Genomic DNA, 25,241 nt, shown 5'->3' with positions numbered 1-25,241 from the left:
CTTAGACAGCAGCCGGCCCGGGGAATTCCCCGGGCCGGCTGCTGTTTTCTTCGTGCCTATGCCGTGGGCAGTACGGTATCGGAGATGTTATCGGGGTTGCCGAAGCGATGCGCCGTGATGCTCACCGCCTGCTCGTGCAGGAACGGGAGCAGTTCCACGCGCCCGGCTTCAGTGACGTCGCCAGTGTAGACCGCCAGCTCAGGGCTGCCGTCGGAGGCCTTCAGCAGTGCACGGTGCTCCTGCGCCTCAGCGTCTCCGATGAGCCGAACTCTGATAGCACCGCGTTGGGCGACCCGCTGAGCCCAGGCCGCGGTCTCCTCCGTCTTGAGCTCCGCGCCGAGCTGGATCAGTCCGTTGCGCAGCTGCTGGGTGGGCGCTGCGGCCAGGGAGACGCTGACCGGGCTCCCGGCCAGATACCCGGCCGCGGCGATGCGCAGCACCTGCGCGGGCGCGGCTGCCGAGCCGCCTCGGATCTCCACCGGCACGGGCAGGTAGCGGAAGACATTGCGCTCCGCGCTCAGGCCGGAGACATCCTTGGCCACGCCGAACTCAGCGGCCCACTGCACGGCATCATCGCCCAGGGCGCGGCGCAGAGATTGCGCTTCGGCGGTCTCGAGGCTGTCCTTGACCGCGGTGAAGGCCTGTTCGACTGCAGGCCGTAAAGGAACCTGCGCGCGGTCGGCGGGTAGTTCCTGCGGAGCCCAGTCGCCCAGATGCACGAGATAGTTCGGGCCGCCGGCTTTGGCCCCGGCGCCCACCGAGGATCGCTTCCAACCGCCGAAGGGCTGGCGCTGCACGATAGCCCCGGTGATACCGCGGTTCACGTAGAGATTCCCCGCCTGAGCCCGATCCAGCCAGAGCGTCAGCTCCGCCGGATCCATGGTGTGCAGGCCAGCGGTCAGACCATAAGCCGAAGCGTTCTGGAGTTCGATGGCCTCTTCGAGGTTGCGAGCCGTCATGATCCCCAGCACCGGGCCGAAGAACTCGGTGAGGTGATAGTAGCTGCCGGGCCGGACTCCAGTGCGCACACCGGGGGAGTAGAGGCGCCCGGAATCATCCAGTTTCCTGGGTTTCACCAGCCAGGACTCGCCTTCGCCCAGCGTGGTCAGAGCGCTGGCGAGCTTCCCCGCGGCGGGCTCGATGATCGGCCCCATTTCGGTTTCGGGGTGCTCCGGGAGCCCGACCTTCAGGGAGCTCGCGGCATCGATCAGCTGGTTCCGGAAGCGTTCGGATTCGGCCATCGAGCCGACCAGGATGACCAGGGAGGCCGCCGAGCACTTCTGGCCAGCATGGCCGAAAGCAGATTTCACGACGTCCTTGGCGGCCAGATCCGGATCCGCGCTGGGGGTGACGATGATCGCGTTCTTACCACTGGTCTCCGCGAGCAGCGGCAGGTCATCGCGCCAGGAACGGAAGAGCTCGGCGGTCTCGTAGGCACCGGTGAGGATCACCCGGTCTACGTTCTGGTGCGAGATCAGGTGCTGCCCGATCGGCCCTTCCTCGACATCGGCCAGGATCAGCACATCCCGGCAGACGCCGGAAGCGTCCAGGGCAGCCCAGATGGCTTTGACCACAATAGCGGCGCAGCGCCGTGCCTGCGGTGCCGGTTTGATGATCACCGCACTGCCGGCCGCGAGCGGCGCCAGGATGGACCCGGCCGTGATCGCGATCGGGAAGTTCCAGGGCGGAGTCACCACCGTGAGCTTCGACGGGACGAACCGGGCTCCAGACACCTGTTCCAGCCGCTCCGCGCTCAGCGCATAGTAATTCGCGAAATCGACGGCTTCGCTGATCTCGACATCGGCTTCGGCCAGGACTTTACCGGTTTCACTGGCAGAGACTTCGATGAGCTCACCGCGGCGAGCCGATAGCTCCTGCGCGGCCAGTCGCAGCACCGCGGCCCTGCCGGAGCCTCCGAGCTCAGCCCAGCCGGGCTGCACGTGCGCGGTTCGGGTGATCAGTTCCTCTACTTCTTCGCTGCTCTGATAGGCGGAGTCGGCCAGGGTGTCTTTGCCCAGGCGGGATCCTGGAACCTTGGCCAGAACCTCGCGCCCCCAAGCCCGCACCAGCGGCAGCGCCGGGTCCGAATCCGTGGCGCTGACGAATTCGCCCGGCCTCGACTCAGGAGCCCGGGCGAGATCCTGCTGCCGATTCGGCTGCGGTACCGGGCCGTTAGGGTCCATCTTCGCCAGCGAGGCCAGGAAGCGTTGCTTCTCTCGTTCGAACAGCCTCTGGTCGGTGCCGAGCTCGAAAACGGCCGACATGAAGTTCTCCGAGCTGGCGTTCTCCTCGAGTCTGCGGATCAGATAGCTGATCGCCACATCGAATTGTTGAGGCTTGACCACCGGTGTGTAGAGCAGCAGCGAGCCGACGTCCTGCCGGACAGCTTCGGTCTGATCTTCGGCCATGCCCAGCAGCATTTCGAATTCAACCCGATCAGTGACGCCACGGGCTTCGGCGAGCAGATGCGCATAGGCGATATCGAAAAGGTTGTGCCCGGCCACGCCCAGCCTCACCGCGGCGGCGTTCGCCGGCTGCAGAGCCCAGTCCAGGCACAGCTTGTAGTTGGTGTCGGCAGCCTGCTTAGACGCCACCGTGGCCAGTGCCCAGCCGTGGATATCCGCATCGACCTGTTCCATCGCCAGGTTCGCACCTTTGACCAGCCGGACTTTGATGCCAGTGCCTCCGGCAGCCTGCCGTTCCTGGGACCAGCGGGTGAGATCCTGCAGAGCTGCGAGCGCATCCGGCAGGTACGCCTGCAACACGATGCCCGCCTCGAAAGACTTTAGCTCCGGATGAGCCAGGATCTCCTTGAAGACCGCGACGGTGAGATCCAGATCCCGGTACTCTTCCATATCCAGGTTAATGAACTTGGGCGTTCCCGCGGCAGTGGCCTGAGCGGCTTCCAGATAAAGCGGCAGAAGACGCTTGGTGATCCGCTGCACCGATTCATCGAAGGCCCACATATTCAGCTGCGAAACCACCGAGGAAACCTTGATCGAGACATAGTCGACATCGGGGCGCTGCAAGAGCTGCCGGGTGCCGGCCAGGCGGGCATCGGCTTCCTTATCGCCCAGCACGGCTTCGCCGAGCAGATTGATATTGAGCCGGGTGCCCTCCCGGCGCAGTTTGGCGATGGCAGCGCCCAGCTGCCTGGGCCGGGCGTCGACGATTAGATGCGCCACCATGCGGCGCAAGACGGCTTTGGCGATCGGCACAACTACCGTTGGAAGCACGGGGGCGAGGGTGCCGCCAAGGCGAACCGCGGCTTTCATGTACCAGGGCAGGAACTCCGGGGTCTGCTGGGCCAACCGAGCTAGGCTGCGGGCGGCGACGCGCTGATCCTCCGGCCGGACCACGCGGTCTACGAAGCCGAGGGTGAAATCCAGGCCGTTCTGGTCTTTCAACACCTCGGCGAGGAGGGCCGCGGATTTAGTGGATCGCAGGCCTGGATTCTGATTGCCCTGCTGGCTCTTATGATTCTTGCTACTGGCATCGATCCACCGCTGAACGAGGACGGTAGCGGCGTCGCCCAGAGCAGTAGCAGATGAATCTAGAGAAGTTGGCGAAGAAGTCATTGATGTCGACCTTCTACTTACTCGGCCAAGGCCGCAGAAGTGATCACAGTGCGGGATGGCCTGATTGCCGTGGGAGCACTCCTCCTCGGCATGAGCAGGGCAGCTGGACTGAGACCATGCCTGCCCTACGCCCCTCTAGATTAGACCCTTCGCGCGCATGCGCGCGAACAAGGCGCGTTAGTGGTTATTAGTGGTCATTATTGGTCGTTAGTAGTATTAGGGCTGATAGTGACGGGGCTGTGTCTGACAGTCAGCACTGCAAGATAAAGACATGAAGATATGAGGAACACACGACGTGAGTCAGCAGGGAACTGAAGCCCAGCACAACACTGAAACACAGCGCAACACTGAAACACAGCGCAGTTACGATCCGTCCGCGATAGAGGCCCACTGGCTCCCGCTGTGGGAAGAGGCCAAGCTCTTCGCTCCGCTCGATGACGGCTCCCGAGAGCGCTACTACGTCTGCGATATGTTCCCTTACCCCTCCGGGGATCTGCATATGGGTCACGCCGAGGCCTTCGCGATCGGCGATGTCGTCGCCCGGTACCGGCGGCTCAGGGGCTTCGACGTCCTGCATCCGATCGGCTGGGATTCCTTCGGCCTGCCCGCAGAGAACGCGGCGATCAAGCGCAATGCGCACCCCGCCGAGTGGACCTACGCCAATATCGAGACTCAGGCGGCATCGTTCAAGAAGTACGCGATCAGCGTCGACTGGGACCGGCGGCTGCACACCTCGGATCCGGAATACTACCGTTGGACGCAATGGCTCTTCCTGCGGCTCTTCGAAAGAGGCCTGGCGTACCGGAAGAACTCTCCGGTCAACTGGTGCCCCAAGGACCAGACAGTGCTGGCTAATGAGCAGGTGGTTAACGGTGCCTGCGAGCGCTGCGGCACCCCGGTCACCAAGAAGAACCTGAACCAGTGGTATTTCCGGGTCACCGACTACGCGGACCGGCTGCTGGACGATATGGCACAGCTCAAAGGGCACTGGCCGGAGCGGGTCCTGGCTATGCAGCGGAACTGGATCGGCCGTTCCCAGGGTGCGAGCATCGACTTTGATATCGACGGGTTCAGCGACTCCGAAACCGGGGCCCCACGGCGCGTCACGGTCTTCTCCACGCGTCCGGATACGCTCTACGGGGTGACGTTCTTCGTCGTCGCCCCGGACACTGCCCTGGCCGAAGAGCTGGTGACCCCGGAACTCGAAGGAGAGCTCCGCGCTTATCAAGAGCAGGTCAAGCAGCTGACGGAGATCGAACGGCAATCCACCGAACGGCAGAAGACCGGGGTTTTCCTGGGGCGCTATGCGATCAACCCGCTGACCGGGGAGCGGCTGCCGATCTGGGCGGCCGACTATGTTCTGGCGGACTACGGCACCGGAGTGGTGATGGCGGTCCCCGCGCATGACCAGCGGGATCTCGATTTCGCCAGGATCTTCGACCTGCCGGTCCGCCTTGTCATCGAGGCTCAGGGAACTCAAGAATCCCAGCAGGCCGGGGAAGCCGGGGGAAGAGTAGCTGATCCCGCGCAGAGCGGCCAGGCCGCCTCGGGCGACGGTGTGCTCATCGGCTCCGGCCCGCTCGACGGACTGAGCACGGAAGAAGCCAAGCGCGCCGCCATCGAGCTGCTCGCGGACCAGGGCGTCGGCGGCTCCACCACGAATTACCGGCTGCGGGACTGGCTGGTTAGCCGGCAGCGCTTCTGGGGTGCTCCGATTCCGATCGTGCACTGCCCGGACTGCGGGGAGGTGCCGGTTCCGGACGAGCAGCTGCCGGTCCGGCTGCCGGAAGGCGTCAAAGGGGAGCAGCTCGCGCCGCAGGGCACTTCTCCACTGGCCGCATTGCGGGACTGGGTGGAAGTTCCCTGCCCTGCCTGCGGGGGCCCGGCGGAACGGGACACGGACACGATGGACACCTTCGTGGACTCTTCCTGGTATTTCCTGCGGTACACCTCCCCGGACGACGCTGAAGCCGCCTTCGACCCGGAGCAGGCCAATCGCTGGATGCCGGTGGATCAGTACGTGGGGGGTGTGGAGCACGCTATTCTGCATCTGCTCTACAGCCGGTTTATCACCAAAGTCCTGCACGATATGGGTTTACTCGAGGCCACCGAGCCGTTCCGGGCGCTGCTCAATCAGGGCCAGGTCCTCAACGGGGGCAAGGCGATGAGCAAATCGCTGGGCAACGGGGTGGACCTGGGGGAGCAGATCGAGCGCTTCGGCGTCGATGCGGTACGGCTCACCATGGTTTTCGCCTCCCCGCCGGAGGACGATGTGGATTGGGCGGATGTCTCTCCGGCTGCCGCGGTGAAGTTCCTGGCGAGGGCCTGGCGCCTGGCTCAGGACGTCAGCAGTCCCTACGGTGCCGAGCCCGGTGCGGGTGATCGCTCGCTGCGTTCGGTGACGCACCGGACGATTGCCGAGGCCGCGGAGCTCCTGGAGGCGCATAAGTTCAATGTGGTCGTCGCCAAAGCCATGGAGCTCGTCAACGCCGCCCGGAAAGCCATCGATAGCGGCCCCGGTGCGGCTGATCCCGCGGTGCGCGAGGCAGCGGAGGCGGTGGCGATCCTGCTGAGTCTCTTCGCCCCGTACACCGCCGAGGATATGTGGGCGACACTCGGTCATCAGGGTTTCGTCGCCAGAGCGCACTGGCCGGTGGTGGATGAAGCCCTTCTGGTGCAGAGCACGGTGACCGCGGTGGTCCAGGTTCAGGGCAAGGTCCGGGATCGGCTGGAGGTCGCCCCAGATATTTCAGAGGAGGAGCTGCGCAGCGCAGCCCTCGGCTCCGCGCAAGTGCAGCGATTCCTGGAAGGTCAAGAGATCCGCACCGTAATCGTCCGCGCTCCTAAACTGGTCAATATAGTCCTGGTGTGATCGTGCCAGCTGGTCAGCATCCGGCGAAGCCGCTGCCGTTCTGGCGGCGGCGCGGTTCTGCAGCGGTTGCGGCTGAGCCTGCTGGAGCCTCGCCCGCCGCGCCTCCGGCGGTCGCCGTGGTCACGGATTCGGCTGCTGCCTTCCCGCTGCAACAGCCCGGTGATGACCTTGTGGAAGGGCGGCTCAGCATCGTGCCGATGCCCGTGATCGTCTCCGGCGAGGTCTACCAGGAAGGCGATCCGGAGCTGTCCGGACTGCTGAGCGTAGCCCTGGCCGCGGGCTGGCCGGTATCGACTTCCCGGCCTTCACCAGGGCAATTCGAGAAGACCTACCAGGACTTGATCGCACTCGGCTACCGGAACATCGTCTCCCTGCATCTGTCCGCGGAACTGTCCGGAACCGTGGAGGCCGCCCGGCTCGCCGCCAGCCGGTTCCCCGACATTAGGATCGATGTCGTCGACTCCCGGACGGTGGCCCTGGCGCTGGGACTGGGAGTGCGCGCAGCAGTCGCTGCCGCGCGGCAGCAGGGCAGCGCCGAGCAAGTGCTGCTGGCCGCTCGGTCGGTCTGGGACAGCAGCGAGATGTTCTTCTCCGTGCCCTCTCTGGAGCAGTTGCGCCGGGGCGGCAGAATCGGTGCAGCGGCCTCCTGGCTCGGCACGATGCTGGCCATCAAACCGATCCTCGGCATCGCCGAGGGCAAGGTAGTTCCCTTGGAAAGAGTGCGTTCATCGGCCCGCGCCGAAGCCAAACTCGAGGAGCTGATCGGGGAGAGCTTCGCCAGGAATTCCGAGGAGCAGATCCTCGGGATCCAGTACTTCGGTAACCCGGAGCAGGCGCAGCAGCTGCTGGAGCGGATGCGGGCCAGAGTGCCGGCCGCGACCGAGACACTGCTGATACAGCTGCCTGCGGTGCTCGCTGCTCATGCCGGTATGGGTGTACTGGCCGGAGTGGTGGCAACTCCTGCACAGGCGCTCTGAGCACGGGTTTACCTCACATTTGCCCTCCGGGGTGCCTGGACTCCAGAGCCGCCTGCCTAAGCTGCCGGCATGAGCCCGCTCCCGCTGCTAACCGTGAAGAGGAGACGTCCTGGACGTCGCGTCCTAACCAACTCACCCCTGCCCACAGGGCGGCGGGTAGCGGAGCTCTTCCCGGAACTCAGCACAGAGACCACAGAGTCTCAGGATCCCCACTTGGATGCCGACTCGGCCATCCGGCAGCCGCAGGACGTCGGCCCCTTCCGGTGGCGAGTACGTCTTTCCGTCATGCTCACGGCGACGCTGATCCTGCTCGGTGCCGGCACTGCGCTCTGGCTGCTTCAGGGTCGGGATGCCGGAGCAGGCACTCAGGAGCGGCTGGTGGCTCAGGTGAGTCTCTCCGCCGGCCAGCCGACGTCTGATGATCAAATAAATAACCAGCCAGGTGAGCAGGGCAGTGATGGTTCGGTGAGCAGCGAAGCGGCGGTGCAACCACTGATCGTGCATGTTGCCGGCGCGGTCCAGCGCCCTGGAATCGTGACGGTATCGGCCGGCAGCCGGGTTTACCAGGCGCTTGATGCGGCGGGAGGGGTTTTGCCAGGAGCCGCACCAGAGCTGCTGAATCTCGCCGCCCCGGTACAGGACGGCGAGCAGCTGCTTGTCCTCACCGCGGAGGAGGCTGCCGACCAGGGCGCGCAAGCTACGGTGAGTTCTGGGTCATCCGGAGCCCAGGCTTCCGGGGACAAAGGGTTGAAAACCGCCGGCGACACCGGAAAAGTCAACGTGAATACCGCAACGGCGGAGCAGCTCACGGCTCTGCCGGGAATCGGCCCCGCGCTGTCCCAGCGCATTGTCGACTGGCGCGAGCGTTTCGGCCGGTTCACCTCTGCTCAGCAGCTCGAGGCCGTTAGTGGCATAGGGCCTAAGCTCCTGGAAACGCTGACCCCGCTGGTCAGCTGGTGACCGCAGCCGGCCCAGCCGGCCCAGCCGGCCCTCAGCCTGTTGACGCCAGGCTATTCCCAGCGGCGATATCGGCTTTCACGGCTTCCTCAGTGGCGGTTCGCATCGAAGCCGGTGCATCGCTCTTCCTGGCGTTGCTGCTGATCGGTATCAGCGTGGGCGTCTTCTGCTTCGCGGGGTTTCAGTCGAGAAGCCGCACGCGGTGGAACACCCTAGCGGTACAGCTCCTTTTCGTGCTATTGCTGGCAGCCATCGTGCTGGTGCTTTCTGCTATCGGCTGGCAGCGCATACCGGATGACTGGCAGCAGGCGATGACTGAGCGCGAGACTTTCCAGGCTGAACTCCGCGTGGATACCATTCCCCTCAGCACGGGCCCTTCCAGCAGCGCAGCGGGTGAAGGCACAGAGTTCCGGGCGACCCTGCTCATGGCGCGCTGGCCCGGTGCGGCAGTGCCGGGCTTCGGGAGCCCTGCCGCGATTTCGCTCCCCGTAGCCGTCCGGGCATCCGAGGCTGCTGCCTGGCGGGAGCTGAACCCGGGGGATCGCTTTCTGGTGCCAGGGAACCTGCTGCAACATCCATCGCCCCGAACTACTGCCGCAGCATTCGTCCCGCGCGGCCCGCCGCAGGAAATCACCAGGCGAGACTCTGCCGTCCTGCCTCAGCTGCGCCGGGAATTCACGCAGAGAACCAGCGAACTCTGGCGGGAGTGGCCGGAGGCCGCTGCGCTGTTGAACGGCATGGTGCTGGGAGACCGCTCCGCCCAGAGCGAGGAGCTCGATGAAGCCATGAAAGTAGCTGGGTTGACGCATCTGACCGCCGTGAGCGGAAGCAATTGCCTGATGCTCTTGGTCGGGGTGCTCGCGGTGGCGAGATGGCTGCGCCTGCCCCGGCGACTGGGAATCCTGATCGGGGGAGTGAGCCTGGCCGGATTCGTGGCGCTTGTCGGCCCGGACCCCAGCGTGATCCGTGCAGCGGTGATGGCCGCGCTGGGGCTCCTAGCGGTTCTTGGCGGACGCCGTGCCAGGGCCGGCCCGCTCTTATGCCTTGCCGTGATCGGTATGCTGCTGAGTGATCCGTGGCTCTCGGTCGATTTCGGCTTCCTCCTGTCTGTGGCGGCCACGGCAGGGCTGCTGGCGTTGGGCCGCCCGCTCTACGAAGGATTACGCCGCTGCTTACCAGACTGGCTCGCCTTGGCGGTCACGGCGCCGCTGGCAGCCCAGCTCTTCTGCGCTCCGCTGCTCGTACTGCTCCAGCCTCGGCTGACCCTCTACGCCGTCCCGGCGAATCTGCTCGCGGCAGCTGCGGTTCCTCCTGTGACCGCTCTGGGAATGATCGCGGTGCTCAGCTCATCGTTGCTGACGCCGCTCACCACTGCGGCATTATGGTTAGCCGGTCTGGGCGCGAGCTGGGTGGCGCAGATCGCCAAGATCACCGCGGTACTGCCAGGAGCGGCCCTGCCGTGGGCCGAGGGCAGCGCGGGGTTCTTCTTGATGCTGCTTCTCAGCGGAATCATCATGATCGGCTTCGCGGCTTTTGGGCCGTCCCGGAGCAGGATGAGAGAAACCGGGACGCGCTGGCGGGCATGCTTCGGCCGAACTCGCGCGGGTACGATGCTGCTGCCACTTCTGGTGACCGGAAGCGCGGCCCTCGCCGGATGGGCCGGTTACGTTCTGGCCCGGGGTTCCGTCCGGATATTCTCTGGCTTGCCGTGGTGAAGGTGTCGTGGGTTTCGGTTTGTCGGTGCTTCATGATTGGCTAAGAGCGTGTCTCCCGCCAGCAGATCCGCAGCTTCCGAATCCGGGAAGCGCGCCGCCTCGAAAACCGCCGCTCGCGTGGTTTCCTGGCAGCAGATTCCTGAAGCACCGGTGATCCTGATCCAGGGTTCCGAAGAATACTTGGCCTTGCGCGCGATGGACGCCTTCCGGCAGTCGCAGCGACAGGCACATCCGGATCTTGAACTGAGTCGTCTGGATGCTTCGACGTATCCGTCTGGAGAGTTGTCGAGGCTCAGTAGCCCGTCGCTTTTCGGCGAAGCCAAGCTCATCGAGATCAGCGCAGTGGCCACGATGAACGATGCCTTCCTGGAGGAGGCTCTGGCCTATCTTGAAACGCCCGCGCCGGACTGCGTGCTGGTACTGCACCATAGCGGCGGGGTCCGGGGCAAGAAGCTGCTCGACGCGATCAAAGCTTCCGGAGCTCCGGTCGTCGAATGCCAGCCCATCAAGAAAGAGTCTGAGAAAGTAGAGTTCGTCAAAGCCGAGTTCGCCGCTTTCTCCCGCCGGATCGAGCCGGACGCGGTCCGTGAGCTCGTCACTGCGGTGGGCGCGCAGATCAGCGAGCTGGCCACGGCCTGCCATCAGCTCATGGCCGATGTCGAAGGAACCGTTTCGCGGGAATCCGTGGAGAAGTATTATGGCGGCCGCGTCGAAGTAACCGCCTTCCGGGTTGCTGATGCCGCGATCGCGGGCAATGCTCCCGCGGCGCTCTCCCTGCTCCGGCATTCCCTGGCCACCGGGGTCGATCCGGTGCCGATGGTCGCAGCCCTGGCCATGAAAGTCCGTTCCGTCGCGAAAGTGCATGGCGCCCGTGGCTCAGCGGCTTCTCTCGCCAAAGAACTGGGTATGGCCCCTTGGCAGGTTGATCAGGCGCGCCGCGAGGCGGATCGCTGGAGCGAAAGCGGCCTGGCGAGGGCGTTGCGAGCCCTCGCCGATGCTGATGCGCAGGTCAAAGGCACCGGCCGGGACCCGGTCTACGCGGTGGAGCGCGCCGTCACGGTCATCGCACTGGCCGCTCACGACTGATCATGGGGCAGCGGGTCGCTGGGGCAAAGCGGGAAAATCTGCGCCCCTGAGCCATAACCAAGTCACCCCTTGGGGCCCAGGGCGCATATAGTCGGCCGGTGCCCCGCCGAGCGGCTCGATCAGACTCATCGCCACGTCTTCTCCCGTTGAGCTTGGGTCGTTGTCCCGAGCATGAGGTGGAAAAGTGATCCGCGTCCCGAGCGTTCCCAGATCGTATCGATTGTCGTCGTAGACAATGCATACGCTTTGCGGGCTTTCTACCCAGGCCTCCGCACGATGATCGTGGAGCTGGGTTCTTCGCTGAGCGTTTTCAGCAGTTCCGCCAGAACCACTTCAGCGTCACGGTTCTGGTTCATAGAACAACTATCTCCGGAGGCAAAGCCCGCAAGCAACATCATTAGTAGCCATCATTGGAAAAGTGCTTAACGAAAGAAGCGGCGAGATATCACAGAACCTGTGATACCCCGCCGCTTCAGATGTAGCTCTGCGGTCCGCTGATCAGCCCTTCAGGCCGTTGACCTTCTTGGCGATAGCAGATTTGCGGTTAGCAGCCTGGTTAGCGTGGATTACGCCTTTGCTGACTGCTTTGTCCAGTTTCCGGCTGGCAGTCGCCAGGGCCGTGGAGGCTGCTTCCTGGTCACTGGAGGCAACCGCCTCGTTGACGGCGCGTACTGCCGTGCGCAGCTCGGATTTGACGGCGACGTTGCGCTGCCGGCGCTTCTCATTGGTGAGAATGCGCTTCTTCTGGGACTTGATATTAGCCACGTAAAGAACTCTCTTGTCTAAGGAAATGGGTCTAGAGGGCGTTGGAGGCACTCCGTTGCAGAGTGGGGACTCGATGCGGTGAACGCCGAAGAACCTCCACGGTGCTCGCCAACCCGCGCGATCACACAAAGGAAAAGTTTAGCAGATCTTACGAGCGTTCGTAGAAGCTGTTCAGTGCGTTTTTGATACCTTCCGTGACTTCTGATGCCGTTCGAAACCCATCAGAAGTCGCGGAAGGTATCAAAAAACCGGCAACAGAGGAAAGAAAGTCATGGGAGAATAGATGGAAAACCGCAGCACGATGAGGAATCTTAACTAGTGTCTCCTATGGCCCGCACCGCGCCGGTGCCCGCCGCGACCGATCCGGCGATCATCCGTAATTTCTGCATTATCGCGCACATCGACCACGGCAAGTCCACGCTTGCGGACCGGATGCTGCAGCTGACCGGGGTGGTCGAGCAGCGGGATATGAAAGCCCAGTACCTGGATCGGATGGACATCGAGCGGGAGCGCGGCATCACCATCAAGTCTCAGGCGGTCCGCCTGCCCTGGGAGGTCGACGGCGTCAATTACTGCCTCAATATGATCGACACGCCCGGGCACGTCGATTTCACCTACGAAGTCTCCCGATCACTGGCTGCTTGCGAAGGTGCGATCCTGCTGGTCGACGCGGCCCAGGGCATCGAGGCCCAGACCCTGGCTAATCTCTACCTGGCCATCGAGAACGACCTCACTATCATCCCGGTGCTCAATAAGATCGACCTACCGGCGGCTCAACCGGAGAAGTACGCGGCCGAAATCGCGGGCCTGATCGGTGTGGAGCCGGAGGAGGTGCTCCAGGTCTCCGGTAAAACCGGCCAGGGCGTAGAGGCTCTACTGAACCGGATCGTCGAGACCTTCCCCGCCCCGACCGGCGATGCCGAAGCTCCCGCGCGGGCGATGATCTTCGACTCGGTCTATGACACCTATCGAGGGGTCGTCACCTACGTGCGGGTGGTCGATGGCAAGCTGAGCCCGCGGGAGCGGATTCAAATGATGTCCACGGGAGTCAGCCACGAACTCCTGGAGATCGGTGTTAGCTCACCGGAACCGACGCCTTCCGCGGGCCTCAGTGTTGGTGAGGTGGGATACCTGATTACCGGCGTGAAGGATGTTCGGCAGTCCAAAGTCGGCGATACCGTGACCAATGCCGTTAAACCGGCGCAGGAGCAGATCGGCGGTTACCAAGACCCGAAGCCCATGGTGTTCTCTGGCCTGTACCCGATCGACGGCTCCGACTATCCGGCTCTGCGTGAGGCGCTGGATAAACTCAAGCTCAACGACGCCGCCCTGGTCTACGAACCGGAGACTTCCGCAGCGCTGGGCTTCGGCTTCCGAGTGGGTTTCCTGGGTCTGCTGCATTTGGAGATCGTTCGGGAGAGGCTGGAGCGGGAATTCGGCCTGGACCTGATCTCCACCGCGCCGAATGTGGTCTATGAGGTCACCCTGGAAGATAAGAAGAACGTGACGGTGACCAACCCGAGCGAATTCCCGGCCGGAAAGATTGCCGAGGTCCGGGAGCCCATGGTGTCCGCGACCATCATCTCGCCCAGTGAATTCGTCGGTGCGATCATGGAGCTGTGCCAGTCCCGGCGCGGTCAGCTGCGCGGAATGGATTATCTTTCCGAAGACCGGGTGGAACTGCGGTACTGGCTGCCATTGGCAGAGATCGTCTTCGATTTCTTCGACTCCCTCAAATCCAAGACCCGCGGGTACGCTTCTCTGGACTGGAAGGCCGATGGCGAGCAGTCCGCCGATCTGGTCAAGGTCGACATCCTGCTCCAAGGAGAGACCGTGGATGCGTTCAGCGCCATCACGCACCGGGATAAGGCCTACGCCTACGGAGTGATGATGACCGCTAAGCTCCGTGAGCTCATTCCGCGTCAGCAGTTCGAGGTGCCTATCCAGGCAGCCATCGGCTCCCGGATTATCGCGCGTGAGAATATCCGGGCCATCCGCAAGGACGTGCTGGCCAAATGCTACGGCGGCGATATCACGCGTAAGCGGAAACTGCTGGAGAAGCAGAAAGAGGGCAAGAAACGCATGAAGATGGTCGGCAGGGTGGAGGTGCCGCAAGAGGCCTTTATCGCTGCGCTATCCTCGGACTCCGCATCGCCGAAAGACGCCAAGGACAAGGCGAAGAAGTAAAATATGCCCAGCGCTCTCCCCGATGGCGAGGTGCCTCCGGCTGACGGCTCCCTTCCGGAGAGCGTCCAGGACGGAGCTCAGCAGCGTCACTTCGGTCTTTATGTGCATATTCCGTTCTGCTCGGTGCGTTGCGGATACTGCGATTTCAATACCTATACCGCCTCGGAACTCGGTGGCGGTGCTTCGCAACGGGAGTACGCGGGCACTGCCAGCAAGGAACTGGACCTGGCGGCAGCCGTGCTCGCTCGGGCAGGATTACCGGAGCGCGCTGTCACTTCGGTCTTCTTCGGCGGCGGCACGCCAACTCTGCTGCCCGCGGCAGATCTCATCGCTTTGCTGCAGCAGGCCGAAACGCAGTGGGGTCTCGCGCCCGGGGCTGAGATCACGGTCGAGGCGAACCCGGATTCGGTGACCCCGGAGTCTCTGGCGGAGCTGGCGCGCGGCGGGGTTACCAGGGTCTCCTTCGGCATGCAGTCGGCGGTTCCCGAAGTGCTTCGCGTGTTAGATCGAACCCATGCCCCGGAGCGGGTTCCGGAAGCAGTGCGCTGGGCCCGGGATGCGGGTCTCCGGATCTCCTTGGATCTCATCTACGGTACGCCCGGAGAGAGCATGGATCAGTGGCGGCGCTCTTTGGACGCAGCGATCGAGTGCCAGCCGGATCATCTTTCCGCGTACGCTTTGATCGTCGAAGCGGGCACGCGCCTGGCTGCGCAGGTTCGGCGCGGTGAGATCGCTGATATCGACGATGACGACCATGCGGATAAATACCTTATGGCGGAGGAGGTGCTCAGTGCAGCGGGCTTATCCTGGTACGAAGTCAGCAACTGGGCTAATACCCCGGACGACGCCTGTCAGCACAATCTCGCCTACTGGCGCGGCGACGACTGGTGGGGGATCGGACCGGGCGCGCACTCTCATATCGGCGGGGTGCGCTGGTGGAACGTCAAGCATCCTCGAGCCTATGCCCAGCGCTTAGCGGAGCAGCTATCGCCCGCGGCGGGGCGTGAGAACCTCAGCGATGCAACCCGCCAGCTAGAACAGGTGATGCTCGGCGTCCGGCTGGCTGGGGGCCTGGCCATCAGCTCCCTTTCCACACAGAGCCGTAGCCGGATACCCGGATTGATCGCCAGGGAACTCATTGAACCGAAAGCGGTTTTCCAGAGGCGGCTAGTGCTGACGCTTCAGGGCAGGCTCCTCGCGGATGCTGTAGTGCGGGAACTGCTGGATCAGTGATTCAGCGGATGATCCGGAGATTCAGGGGGTAGCGGTACGGATTGCCGTTATTGACATGAATCGCGGCGATGAGCGCGGAAACCGTCAGGTATCCCCAGATCAGCACCGAGACCAAAGCGAAGACCCCGCCGATGCTGGGGAAGACCCAGGCCAGGATATTGGCGATGATCGCGAGAATCGTCAGCGGCAGCGTGAAGTTGAGCGCTTCTTTGGATTCCTGAGCGGTGAACGGGCCCCGGTCCTTGAAGATCAGGTGAATTACCAGCGCTGGGATAAACCCGAGGATCCCGCCGCAATGAGCGAGGAAAGCGTACTGCTTATCCTCTGTTGCGGTGAGCGGCAGAGCATTGGCTGCGGCCGGTTCGAAATACGGCGTCTGGCGTGCGGGGCGCCGGGTCTTTTCCCTGCTATCCCGTTCGGTTCCATTCACCGTTGCCATCCTCCGGATTCTGAATGCTTCTCATTTAACTCTCTAAGAATTTAGGATACTCCAGCAGTCAGGAAATCAATCATTTCCTCGACACGGCCCAGCAAGCTGGGTTCTAGATCGGCGTAGCTCTGTACTGAACTGAGGAGTCGTTGCCAGCCCTGGGCAAGATCGGCGGGGCCGGCATGAGGCCAACCGAAGGCTTGCATGATCCCGATTTTCCAGGGCATGGAGCGAGGGATCTCGGGCCAGGACGGGATTCCGAGAACTTGTGGCCTAATCGCTTGCCAGACATCCACATACGGGTGACCGACGATCAGCACGTTCCCGACGGACCCCGGCAGACGCATCGTCTCCTGAGCTATCCGGTTCTCTTTGCTGCCTGGCACCAGGTGATCCACCAGGATGGCCAGGCGCCGCTCCGGGCCGGGGCCGAACTCGGTGACCACCGCCGGAAGATCGTCGATGCCTCCCAATGGTTCGACTACGATTCCCTCGATGCGCAGATCATCGCCCCAGACTTTCTCCACGAGTTCTGCGTCGTGCTTTCCCTCAACCCAGATCCGGCTCGCTTTGGCTACTCTGGCGCGTTGCCCGTGGACCTTGACCGAGCCGGATGCGGTGCGCTGCGCTGAGCCTGCAGAGGTAGCAGAAGTAGAAGGAGTGGTAGACGCGGCTGCTACGAGCTCGACAGGCTCGCCTTCGAAGAGAAAGCCGAAGCCCAGCGGAAATGAACGGACCTTGCCAAGCCGATCTTCCAGGACCACGATATGCATGCCGCCGGACCGCTCGGTGCGCAGCACCGCGCCGACCCAGCCGCTCTGCACTTCCTCGACCACGATGCCGGCAGATGCGGACAGCTGGGCGGTTCGCGGCTTCTGGCGCTGCTGCCGTAATGCCCTCAGATCCTGAGGCCCCCAAGGCGAAGCGGTGCTGGCTGAATGATTCGGGGGATTGCTCACCGATCCAGTGTGCCGGACCACGTACCGCTTTATGCTGCTGACACGCCAGCCAGCCCAAGGGGGTGATTCGCAGTGTTGCAGAAAGTACTAGACTTAGCACTTGGGTCCAGTGAGTGCTAATCGCTCTTGGCTGCCCGCAGGCCTGCGCAGTCTTCAGAGCCTGCGAGTCTCACAGGCCTGATCGACCAGCATGCGGAAAGGAGGCGGAGTCGTCACGATGAGTGAACAGCGACGTCTCGATGTGCTGCGTGCCATCGTCGAGGACTACGTCTATTCCCGTGAACCGGTGGGATCCAAAGCCCTGGTGGAGCGGCATCAGCTGGGCGTCTCCAGCGCGACCATCCGCAATGATATGGCGCTCCTCGAGGAAGAGGGGCTGATCGCAGCTCCGCACACTTCTGCGGGCAGGATTCCCACCGACAAGGGCTACCGGACTTTCGTGGATCGGATCACCGAGGTCAAACCGCTTTCACTCGCTGAACGCCGGGCCATTCAGCGCCTGCTTGCCGGAACCGGAGACCTCGAAGACACCTTGGCGCGCACCGTACGGGTTCTGGCTCAGCTCACCGGGCAAGTAGCCCTGGTCCAGTACCCGAGCTCCACCACCGGTTCGCTTCGCCATGCAGAATTCGTCCAGGTCTCGCCTCATAAAGCGCTGATCGTGCTGATTCTGGATAACGGCAAAGTAGAGCAAGGGGTTACTGATCTCGGCCAGCAGCTATCCGCGGATGAACTGAGCTCGTTGCGCAGCAGCTTCTTGGAAGCGCTTGCTGACCTGCCGGTCACTGAGCTAGAACCCGTCATCAACACCGTGGTCGCAAACGCTTCGGACTGCCTCAAACCCGCTGCCGCCGCTCTGGCCCAGAGCCTTGCGGGGCTTTCGAGCGCGGCCCGGGATGACCGAGTCGTGGTGGCTGGTATGGCCAATCTGGCTCGTTCCACCGAGGATTTCCCGCTCAGCGCCGGCCCGGTTCTGGACGCCCTGGAAGAACAAGTCGTGATGTTGCGTTTACTTTCTGAGATAGCGCAAGATTCTCGGGGTATGGCGGTGAGCATCGGGCGCGAGAACGCTCTGGATTCCTTCGCCGAAGCGTCCGTGGTCGCTACGAACTATGATCGGGACGCCTCTGCGAAACTCGGGGTGATCGGGCCCTTGCGGATGGATTACCCCGGAAGCATGGCTGCGGTGCGTGCGGTGGCCGGTTACCTTTCGCGCATCCTCACCGGATGAGCTGAAGGAGAACGATTCGATGGACCTGCAACAGAAAGCGAACTGAAACGCCGTGAGCAATCATTATGAGACCCTAGGCGTCTCCAGAGATGCGACCGGGGAAGAGATCAAGAAGGCTTATCGCAAACTGGCCCGGAAGTACCACCCCGATGTTTATCAGGGCACCGATGGCGCGGAAGAGTTCAAAAAGGTGAGCCACGCTTATGAGGTGCTCTCCGATCCGCAGAAGCGCCGGGTCTACGATGCCACCGGTAACGCCAACGGCATGGAGAATGGTTTCGGATCCGGTGGTTTCGGCGGTGCGGGCTTCGCCTTCCAGGACATCTTCGAGAATTTCTTCGGCGGTCAAACCGGCGGCCAAGGTCCGATTCCGCGGACTCGGCGGGGGCAGGACGCCCTGCTCTCCTTGCGAATCGAGCTGCGCGAGGCCGTTTTCGGCATCAACAAGAAGATCGAAGTGGAAACGGCAGTCATCTGCGGTGTCTGCCAGGGGTCGTGCTGCCGGGAAGGCACCACGCCCCGCACCTGCGATATCTGCCATGGCCGCGGCCAGGTGCAGCGCCCAGTGCGCTCACTGCTGGGTCAGATGATGACCGTCACAGCGTGCCCCGGCTGCGAAGGTCACGGAACGGTGATCCCGGATCCCTGCAACGAGTGCCTCGGTGAAGGCAGAGTCCGCTCCCGGAAGAGCCTGACGATCAAAGTTCCCGCAGGGGTTGATACCGGCACTCGGATTCAGCTCTCCGGTCAGGGCGAGGCAGGGCCCGCCGGCGGTTCCAACGGGGATCTCTATATAGAGATCCGGGTCAACCGGGATGCGCTCTTTAGCAGGGAAGGTGATGACCTCCACGCCACGCTGACGGTCCCGATGACGGCTGCTGCGCTCGGAACCGATGTGGAGATCGAGACTTTCGACGGCACCCAGTCGGTGGAAGTCCGCCCCGGCACGCAATCCGGAGAGACCGTAGTGCTCCGAGATCTCGGTGTGAACCGGCTGCGCGGGAACGGCCGGGGCGACCTCAAGGTGAAACTGGTGGTGGAGACACCCACGAAAGTGGATCCGGCCCAAGAGGAACTGCTGCAGCGTCTGGCCGAGCTGCGCGGCGAGAACTACGCGGCGGGAAGGCTGGTCTCCTCGAGCGGCGTCTTCGCGAAACTCCGCGATAAATTCGGCCAGCTCTGAGCGGACGGAGCCAGCCGCTCATGACACTGCCATTGTTCTACGCCGAGGATCTTGCCGCAGTGGGCCTTGCCCTGGAAGGCTCCGGCCCCGTATCTGCAGCATCGCGGAGCCGGGAATATCTGTTGACCGGTTCGGAGGGCCACCACGCTGCGATAGTGCGCAGAATTGGACCGGGCGAGCAGGTCATGCTCTCGGACGGAGCAGGCCTGGTTATGCACGGCACGGTGCTCAGCCCCCAGGCTGAGGATCCGCGAGCATCGCTGCGCGTCCGTGTGGATGGGCTGAGCCAAGAGCCTGAGCCCAGCCCTCGACTCACCCTGATTCAGGCCCTGGCGAAGGACGGCCGGGACGAAGCCGCTATCGAAGCCGCTACGGAACTCGGGGTCGATTGCATCATTCCCTGGCAGGCGGATCGTTCTATCGTGCGTTGGAAACCGGAGCGCCAGGAGAAGGCCATGGCTAAATGGCGGCATGTGCTGACCTCCGCGGCCAAACAGTCCAGGCGGCCCCGGGTTCCGGGACTGAGGCCATTGCTGGATACTTCCGCGCTGCTCGCTTCTCTGCAGCAGCCGGCAGGACAGACCGCCCAGGCCCTGACGGCGGTGCTTCATGAGGAGGCGGAGCAGAGCATCCCGCTTTTCCTGAGTCGCAGCGGCCTCGGCGCTGCTAGTGCGCCGGAGATTCAGCTCTGTGTCGTGGTTGGCCCCGAAGGGGGAATGAGCGAGCGCGAGGTCACGGGTTTCCGCACCGGAGACTCAACGGAACTGGTGCGTCTGGGGCCTCAGGTTCTGCGCTCTTCGACCGCGGGGCCGGCGGCTCTGGCGATCTTCGCCCAGCTGCTCGGCCGCTGGGATGTCTAAGCTGAAGCACCGGCGCTGCCGGGAGCTATTTGCTCGGGTTTCAGCAGTGGAACTCAGGATTCGATGGTGAAGCTCTTCTTCTGCAGACCCTGTTGGCGTCCCGGATCGTTAGGATCGACCCAGTAGGCTTCTACTGCATACTCACCCGGGGCTAAGTCCAGCAGGGCGGAGAATGTTGCGAAATCGGTGCTCTGGACCAAATCCGCGGTGCCCTCGGCAACGACGTCCTGCTGGTCTTGGTTGCCCTCCTTACTGTTCTTCTTCCGCACCGTCCAGGAGGGCGCAGGCGTGCCCGGCCTTACTCTGCCGTTGACAATCACCGGTGCGTCCTTGTACACCGAGCTCTGCTGCGGGTCAGTGAGCCAGAGTGCGGCCTGCGCTTCAGGGACCCTGGTCAGCGGACTGTCCAGCTTGATCTTGTCGAAGGCTTCGTACCCGCTGTGCCCGTCGACGAGGATCGTCACGGGGGTCTCTTGAGCCGACTCGAGCAGGGAGGCGTTCACCGCTGCGGCCGTGGCGGTGTAGACGAGCTGCTGCAACGCCAGCTCGGCGGTGCTGCGATCCGTGCTGCGGCTGAAAGCATCCGCGGAGACATCGACGGTGATGCCTCCCTGGGCAGAGATCGATGCCGCCAATTTCGAAGGCTTCGACCAAGGGGTGCTGTAGCTCTTATCGAAAGGGGCTGAGGTCATCATGTAATTCAGCGCCGAATTGATGGGGTCGTTGCCCGGGTCCAAGGGGATGTACTCCCGGTAGAGGGCCAGCCGGTTGTCCTCCGGACCGATCCACTAGACCGGCATCAGTGATTGCGCCCGATCTGACTGTTCCGCGACGGCCCCAGTGCTCGGCGCAGTGTTGCTCACACTGAGCGGAGGAGCAGTAGGCCTGGATTCCAGGCCTGGCCCGCTGCATGCGGCAACGCCGAAGAGCACGCCGGTGACGATGGCGCAGCGCAGCACTGAGTGATAGGCGCGTCGGGAGAAAGCGATGTCCGGCTCCTTCCGGCTCGACAACAGGGCGCAGCCCTATCCCGGATCAGCCGGCCAAGGCACTTGTGACAGCTTGGAACACCCGCAGGGCCGATTTACCCGATGTTCCCGGATCGAGACAGGATCGATACCATCTTGAGACCTCTGTAATTTCTTCTCGGGTTTCCAGCGGAAAGCGTAACCGCGGAGCAGAACTGCCCTTGTCTGTGCTGAGCCGGGCCGACGCAGCCTAAGATAGATGTTGTACGGTCTCCCCATTAACCGGAAGCGAGCTGAAGACCCTCCGCGGTCTGGACTATGACTGATTTGCCTTCTTCGCACAACGATCCTGAAGCCGGAGTGCGGTACACCATTGATGATCGCAGGACCGAGTCGATCAACTTCGATTCACCCGAGCAGATGGTCGCCTCCTTGGGCAGCCACGATCAAGCCCTGCGCGCCATCGAGAAGCACTTCCAGGGCATCGATTTCCACGTCCGGGGGAACGAGCTCTCGGTTTCCGGGCCCCGGAGCGAAGTTCCCCGGATCATGCGCCTTTTCGCCGAGATCCAGGCTCTAGCGCGCCAGGGCAGCGTGATCACCCCGCAGCTGGTGGAGCAGTTGGTCTCCATGCTCCGAGCGCAGGCACCGGAGGACCCTGTGGGAGTGCTGTCGCATAACATCGTCACCAGCCGGGGCCGTTCGATCCGGCCGAAGACGGCCAACCAGAAGAGCTATGTGGATGCGATCGATCACCAGACCATCGTCTTCGGCATCGGCCCCGCGGGCACCGGCAAAACCTATCTGGCGGTGGCCAAGGCGGTCCAGGCTCTGCAGCAGAAAGAAGTCAGCCGCATCATCTTGACCCGCCCTGCGGTGGAGGCAGGGGAGCGCCTTGGCTTCCTGCCGGGAACCCTCAACGACAAGATCGATCCTTATCTTCGTCCGCTTTACGACGCTTTACACGACATGATTGACCCGGAGCTCATTCCCCGGTTCATGGCCTCCGGGACGATCGAGGTCGCCCCGCTCGCTTATATGCGTGGACGCACCCTCAACGATGCTTTCATCATCCTGGATGAGGCTCAGAACACGACCGCCGAGCAGATGAAGATGTTCCTCACTCGGCTCGGCTTCGGTGCCAAAATGGTGGTGACCGGTGATGTGACCCAGGTGGACCTGCCCCGTGGGGTCCGTTCCGGGTTGCGCGTTGTCGAGGAGATCCTGGGTGGGGTGGAAGACATCGCTTTGTCCCATCTGGGGTCTTCCGATGTCGTCCGCCACCGGCTCGTCAGCGAGATCGTCTCCGCCTATACCGTCTGGGATGAGAAAACCGGGGTGTCCGGGCGCAGTGGCCAGGGCACAGCACGTGATCAGGAGGACAGATGAGCATCGAGGTCGCCAACGAATCCGGTATCGAGGCTGATTCCGAGGCCATCGTCCGGCTGTCCCGCTATATTTTCGATGCGCTTTCACTGCATCCGCAGACAGAGCTCTCTGTGCTGCTCGTCGACGAAGAGGCCATGGAGCGGCTACATCTGGAACAGCTCGATGAGCCCGGGGCCACTGATGTGATCTCGATTCCGATGGACGAGCTGCGGCCGGGTACCGCGACGAGCCCCGCGCCGCAGGGCCTGCTCGGCGATATCGTGATCTGCCCCCAAGTAGCGCAGCGCCAGGCAGCTGCGGGGGGGCACACCACGGATGATGAGATCCTGCTGCTGACGACGCATGGCCTGTTGCATCTGCTCGGGTACGACCATGAGACTGAAGCCGAACGGGATGAGATGTTCGCTTTGCAGCGGCGGCTGCTCAGCGACTTCCTGGGGCGCCCGGCACCAGCCGAGACCGTGAGCTAAGGACTGATTGCACCCGTGAGTATCATCCTGCTGGCGGCCATGGCGTTGCTTTTCATCGCTATGGCGGCAATCCTGACGGCTGCGGACGCCGCTTTGACGTACCTGCCCCGGCAGGAAGTCGACCGCTTGCGGACGGAAGCGGCAGAAGAAGAGACAAGCGTTTCCCGCCCGAGTCGCGGACGTCGTCGCCGAGCCGCTTTGCGGACGGTGCTGGACCAGCCGATCCAGCACGATAACGCGCTGTCCTTCTGGCGGATCTGGTGCGAGATGGCCGCCGCGGTGGCCGTGACGCTCGTGGTCTATCAGATGGTGCAGCACACCTGGCTCACGGGCCTCGTCGTTACTGTGGTCATGGCCGGGGTCGGTTTCGTGCTGGTGGGCGTCTCGCCGCGTCAGGTGGGCCGGGAGCATCCGCTGCGAGTGGCATTGAACACCGCGTGGTTGGTGCGCCTGCTCTGCATGATCCTGGGGCCGGTGCCGCGCGGGCTGGTGTCCTTGGGTCGATCGGTGACCCCGGGTAGAGCCGGCGGCAGCGGTTTCATGAGCGAGGAAGAGCTCCGCGACTTCGTGGATCGGGCGAGCGCTGCCGAAGCCATCGAGGACGAGGAGGCTGAGCTGATCCAGAGCGTCTTCGACCTCGATGAGACCCTGGTGAGAGCGGTCATGGTCCCTCGCCCCGATATCGTCTCCCTGACCAGGGGCAGTTCTCTGCGTCAGGCACTGGCCTTGTTCATCCGTTCCGGTTACTCCCGGATCCCTGTTTTCGGCGAGTCTAGTGATGAAGTACTGGGCGTGCTATACCTCAAGGACGTAGTAGCGGCTCAGCAGCGTTTGGCTCCCGGAGAAGAGGCTCCGCCGGTGGAGCAGGTGTTCCGTGAGGTCCGCTATGTACCGGAATCCAAGCCGGTTGGGGAGCTGCTTCGCGAGTTGCAGGGCGAGTCCACACACGTGGCGATCGTCATCGATGAATACGGCGGTACGGCGGGCCTGGTGACGCTCGAGGACTTGATCGAGGAGCTGGTCGGGGAGATCGTCGACGAATACGACACTGAAGGTCCGGAGGTCGAGGATCTGGGCGAGGGTCGGTACCGAGTGAGCGCACGGATGAACATCGCGGATCTGGGTGAAATCTTCGACCGGGATCTGATCGATGACGAAGTAGATACGGTCGGTGGACTGCTGGCCAAGATTCTGGGGCGAGTTCCGATTGTCGGCAGTGAAGCCGCCGTGGACGGTATCGTGTTACGGGCTGAACGGCTTGAAGGGCGGCGCAACCGGGTGAGTCATCTCATCGTGAGCCTGGCTCAGTCGGGGGCTACAGAATCGGAATCCGGAGATTCACGGTCAGCGGAGGTCATGATTGGCGTGGGAGAACGGGAGCACAAAGATGACTGAAGGCAGCGCGGATCGCATCGGATCCGAAGCAGAATCTTCGGCAGAGGCGCCGTTCCGCGCCGGGTTCGCGGTGCTCGTCGGCAGGCCCAACGCGGGCAAGTCGACGCTGACCAACGCTCTGGTGGGGCAGAAGGTTGCCATCACCTCGGCGAAACCGCAGACCACCAGGCACACCATCCGCGGCATCGTGCATCGAGAGGATTTCCAGCTGGTGCTCGTGGACACCCCGGGGCTGCACCGGCCGCGCACTCTCCTCGGGCAGCGGCTCAACGACCTCGTCGAGCAGACGCTAGCTGAAGTGGATGTCATCGGGTTCTGCGTGCCCGCCCCGGATAAGATCGGCCCCGGGGACCGCTTCATCGCTGCGCAGCTGGCCAAAGTGCATCGCAAACCCATCATCGCGCTCGTGACCAAAACCGATCTGATCGGTAAAGCCGCCCTGGTGGAAAAGCTCATGGCAGTAGACGAGCTGGGCCGGGAGGCCCTGGGCGGTGAAGGCTTCGCCGAGATCGTCCCGGTTTCCGCGGTCCGCGGCGATCAGGTGGACACCGTGGCAGAGGTGCTCTCCGGCAGACTTCCGCTGTCGCCACCGCTCTACCCCGATGGCGAGCTCACTGATGAACCGGAGGCCGTAATGGTCGCAGAACTCGTCCGTGAAGCCGCTCTGGACGGGGTTCGCGAAGAGCTCCCGCATTCGCTGGCCGTCGTCGTCAACGAGATCGTGCCACGGGAAGGCCGGGATGAAGGCCATGAGCTCCTGGACGTCCGCGTGGATCTCTACGTTGAGCGGTCATCGCAGAAAGCCATCATCATTGGCAAGAGCGGTTCCCGGCTGCGTGAAGTAGGCACCAGGGCGCGGCAGGGCATCGAAGCGCTGCTCGGGGCGAAAGTCTATTTGGATCTGCACGTCAAAGTTGCCAAGGACTGGCAGCGAGACCCCAAGCTGCTGGGCCGGCTAGGGTTCTAAAGCAAGTTCCACCGGCCCA

Annotated in this window: 20 protein-coding genes; 14 read left to right on the top strand and 6 right to left on the bottom strand. The window is 63.3% G+C overall.

Annotated elements, in window-relative coordinates; translation table 11 throughout:
* Positions 1 to 56: 56 nt before the first annotated feature.
* Positions 57 to 3,578, bottom strand: coding sequence for a bifunctional proline dehydrogenase/L-glutamate gamma-semialdehyde dehydrogenase (locus tag C501_RS0110870; protein ID WP_018135656.1), 3,522 nt, complete (start codon positions 3,576 to 3,578; stop codon positions 57 to 59).
* 379 nt (positions 3,579 to 3,957) lie between these two features.
* On the opposite strand from C501_RS0110870, the gene leuS reads away from it, so the two are divergent.
* The 5 genes from leuS to holA all read left to right on the top strand — a co-directional run bounded on the left by leuS (position 3,958) and on the right by holA (position 11,185).
* Entirely contained in the window at positions 3,958 to 6,450 is a 2,493-nt protein-coding gene (gene leuS, locus C501_RS0110865) for a leucine--tRNA ligase (protein ID WP_425393278.1), read from the top strand.
* Positions 6,447 to 7,427 (top strand): DegV family protein, encoded by a 981-nt coding sequence (locus tag C501_RS0110860; RefSeq protein ID WP_018135654.1) that lies wholly within the window; start codon positions 6,447 to 6,449, stop codon positions 7,425 to 7,427. Before leuS ends, C501_RS0110860 begins: the two co-directional genes overlap by 4 nt.
* A 69-nt stretch (positions 7,428 to 7,496) precedes the next feature.
* A complete protein-coding gene (locus C501_RS13300) occupies positions 7,497 to 8,387 on the top strand; it encodes a ComEA family DNA-binding protein (protein ID WP_083906622.1) in 891 nt (296 codons plus the stop codon).
* Positions 8,388 to 8,476: 89 nt separating this feature from the next.
* Positions 8,477 to 10,099: a ComEC/Rec2 family competence protein gene (locus tag C501_RS13680; protein ID WP_156807747.1), complete on the top strand. Its 1,623-nt coding sequence runs from the start codon at positions 8,477 to 8,479 to the stop codon at positions 10,097 to 10,099.
* 48 nt (positions 10,100 to 10,147) lie between these two features.
* Entirely contained in the window at positions 10,148 to 11,185 is a 1,038-nt protein-coding gene (gene holA / locus C501_RS0110845) for a DNA polymerase III subunit delta (protein ID WP_018135651.1), read from the top strand.
* A gap of 498 nt (positions 11,186 to 11,683) precedes the next feature.
* Here the strand turns inward: holA and rpsT are convergent, their stop codons facing one another.
* Positions 11,684 to 11,950 (bottom strand): 30S ribosomal protein S20, encoded by a 267-nt coding sequence (gene rpsT / locus C501_RS0110835; RefSeq protein WP_018135649.1) that lies wholly within the window; start codon positions 11,948 to 11,950, stop codon positions 11,684 to 11,686.
* A gap of 318 nt (positions 11,951 to 12,268) precedes the next feature.
* Between rpsT and lepA the strand changes: the two genes are divergently transcribed.
* Both lepA and hemW read left to right on the top strand, forming a co-directional pair.
* Positions 12,269 to 14,137: a translation elongation factor 4 gene (lepA, locus tag C501_RS0110830; protein WP_026174848.1), complete on the top strand. Its 1,869-nt coding sequence runs from the start codon at positions 12,269 to 12,271 to the stop codon at positions 14,135 to 14,137.
* A 3-nt stretch (positions 14,138 to 14,140) separates the two neighbouring features.
* Positions 14,141 to 15,370: a radical SAM family heme chaperone HemW gene (gene hemW / locus C501_RS0110825; RefSeq protein ID WP_018135647.1), complete on the top strand. Its 1,230-nt coding sequence runs from the start codon at positions 14,141 to 14,143 to the stop codon at positions 15,368 to 15,370.
* A 1-nt stretch (position 15,371) separates the two neighbouring features.
* Here the strand turns inward: hemW and C501_RS0110820 are convergent, their stop codons facing one another.
* Positions 15,372 to 15,809: a DUF4870 domain-containing protein gene (locus tag C501_RS0110820; protein WP_018135646.1), complete on the bottom strand. Its 438-nt coding sequence runs from the start codon at positions 15,807 to 15,809 to the stop codon at positions 15,372 to 15,374.
* Between the two features lie 41 nt (positions 15,810 to 15,850).
* Positions 15,851 to 16,759, bottom strand: a complete 909-nt coding sequence (locus tag C501_RS0110815) for a DUF3097 domain-containing protein (protein ID WP_018135645.1) — start codon at positions 16,757 to 16,759, stop codon at positions 15,851 to 15,853.
* 217 nt (positions 16,760 to 16,976) lie between these two features.
* On the opposite strand from C501_RS0110815, the gene hrcA reads away from it, so the two are divergent.
* The 3 genes from hrcA to C501_RS0110800 are packed head-to-tail and all read left to right on the top strand — an operon-like array spanning position 16,977 to position 20,033.
* Positions 16,977 to 17,990, top strand: a complete 1,014-nt coding sequence (hrcA, locus tag C501_RS0110810; RefSeq protein WP_026174846.1) for a heat-inducible transcriptional repressor HrcA — start codon at positions 16,977 to 16,979, stop codon at positions 17,988 to 17,990.
* 52 nt (positions 17,991 to 18,042) lie between these two features.
* Positions 18,043 to 19,173 carry a molecular chaperone DnaJ gene (dnaJ, locus tag C501_RS0110805; protein WP_018135643.1) on the top strand — a complete coding sequence of 377 codons (1,131 nt, stop codon included), beginning with the start codon at positions 18,043 to 18,045 and terminating at the stop codon, positions 19,171 to 19,173.
* A gap of 20 nt (positions 19,174 to 19,193) precedes the next feature.
* A complete protein-coding gene (locus C501_RS0110800; RefSeq protein WP_026174845.1) occupies positions 19,194 to 20,033 on the top strand; it encodes a 16S rRNA (uracil(1498)-N(3))-methyltransferase in 840 nt (279 codons plus the stop codon).
* 53 nt (positions 20,034 to 20,086) lie between these two features.
* On the opposite strand, the gene C501_RS13675 is transcribed toward C501_RS0110800, so the two are convergent.
* Positions 20,087 to 20,770: a GerMN domain-containing protein gene (locus tag C501_RS13675; RefSeq protein WP_018135641.1), complete on the bottom strand. Its 684-nt coding sequence runs from the start codon at positions 20,768 to 20,770 to the stop codon at positions 20,087 to 20,089.
* Positions 20,771 to 20,821: 51 nt separating this feature from the next.
* Positions 20,822 to 21,046 carry a hypothetical protein gene (locus C501_RS13670; protein WP_018135640.1) on the bottom strand — a complete coding sequence of 75 codons (225 nt, stop codon included), beginning with the start codon at positions 21,044 to 21,046 and terminating at the stop codon, positions 20,822 to 20,824.
* Positions 21,047 to 21,319: 273 nt separating this feature from the next.
* Here C501_RS13670 and C501_RS0110790 point away from each other — a divergent pair, with 273 nt between their 5' ends.
* From C501_RS0110790 to era, 4 genes are read left to right on the top strand one after another with little or no spacing between them, the layout of a single operon-like run.
* Complete coding sequence (locus C501_RS0110790; RefSeq protein ID WP_018135639.1) at positions 21,320 to 22,390, top strand: PhoH family protein; 1,071 nt, start codon at positions 21,320 to 21,322, stop codon at positions 22,388 to 22,390.
* Complete coding sequence (ybeY, locus tag C501_RS0110785; protein WP_018135638.1) at positions 22,387 to 22,860, top strand: rRNA maturation RNase YbeY; 474 nt, start codon at positions 22,387 to 22,389, stop codon at positions 22,858 to 22,860. The genes C501_RS0110790 and ybeY overlap by 4 nt, the downstream gene beginning before the upstream one ends.
* Positions 22,861 to 22,875: 15 nt before the next feature.
* Positions 22,876 to 24,255, top strand: coding sequence for a hemolysin family protein (locus C501_RS0110780; RefSeq protein ID WP_018135637.1), 1,380 nt, complete (start codon positions 22,876 to 22,878; stop codon positions 24,253 to 24,255).
* A complete protein-coding gene (era, locus tag C501_RS0110775) occupies positions 24,248 to 25,222 on the top strand; it encodes a GTPase Era (RefSeq protein ID WP_018135636.1) in 975 nt (324 codons plus the stop codon). Before C501_RS0110780 ends, era begins: the two co-directional genes overlap by 8 nt.
* Positions 25,223 to 25,241: the final 19 nt, after the last annotated feature.

It is taken from the genome of Acaricomes phytoseiuli DSM 14247 (assembly GCF_000376245.1).
Taxonomy (GTDB): Bacteria; Actinomycetota; Actinomycetes; order Actinomycetales; family Micrococcaceae; genus Renibacterium; species Renibacterium phytoseiuli.
The sequence above is the reverse complement of the archived record's forward strand: the minus strand, read 5'-3'. Positions and strand labels throughout refer to the sequence as shown.

Excerpts from the sequence above, each read along its gene's own strand:
- era (WP_018135636.1), top strand. The coding sequence starts at position 24,248 with ATGACTGAAGGCAGCGCGGATCGCATCGGATCCGAAGCAGAATCTTCG.
- hemW (WP_018135647.1), top strand. The coding sequence starts at position 14,141 with ATGCCCAGCGCTCTCCCCGATGGCGAGGTGCCTCCGGCTGACGGCTCC.
- C501_RS0110870 (WP_018135656.1), bottom strand. The coding sequence starts at position 3,578 with ATGACTTCTTCGCCAACTTCTCTAGATTCATCTGCTACTGCTCTGGGC.
- ybeY (WP_018135638.1), top strand. The coding sequence starts at position 22,387 with ATGAGCATCGAGGTCGCCAACGAATCCGGTATCGAGGCTGATTCCGAG.
- C501_RS0110790 (WP_018135639.1), top strand. The coding sequence starts at position 21,320 with ATGACTGATTTGCCTTCTTCGCACAACGATCCTGAAGCCGGAGTGCGG.
- C501_RS0110820 (WP_018135646.1), bottom strand. The coding sequence starts at position 15,809 with ATGGCAACGGTGAATGGAACCGAACGGGATAGCAGGGAAAAGACCCGG.
- C501_RS13300 (WP_083906622.1), top strand. The coding sequence starts at position 7,497 with ATGAGCCCGCTCCCGCTGCTAACCGTGAAGAGGAGACGTCCTGGACGT.
- hrcA (WP_026174846.1), top strand. The coding sequence starts at position 16,977 with ATGAGTGAACAGCGACGTCTCGATGTGCTGCGTGCCATCGTCGAGGAC.
- C501_RS0110800 (WP_026174845.1), top strand. The coding sequence starts at position 19,194 with ATGACACTGCCATTGTTCTACGCCGAGGATCTTGCCGCAGTGGGCCTT.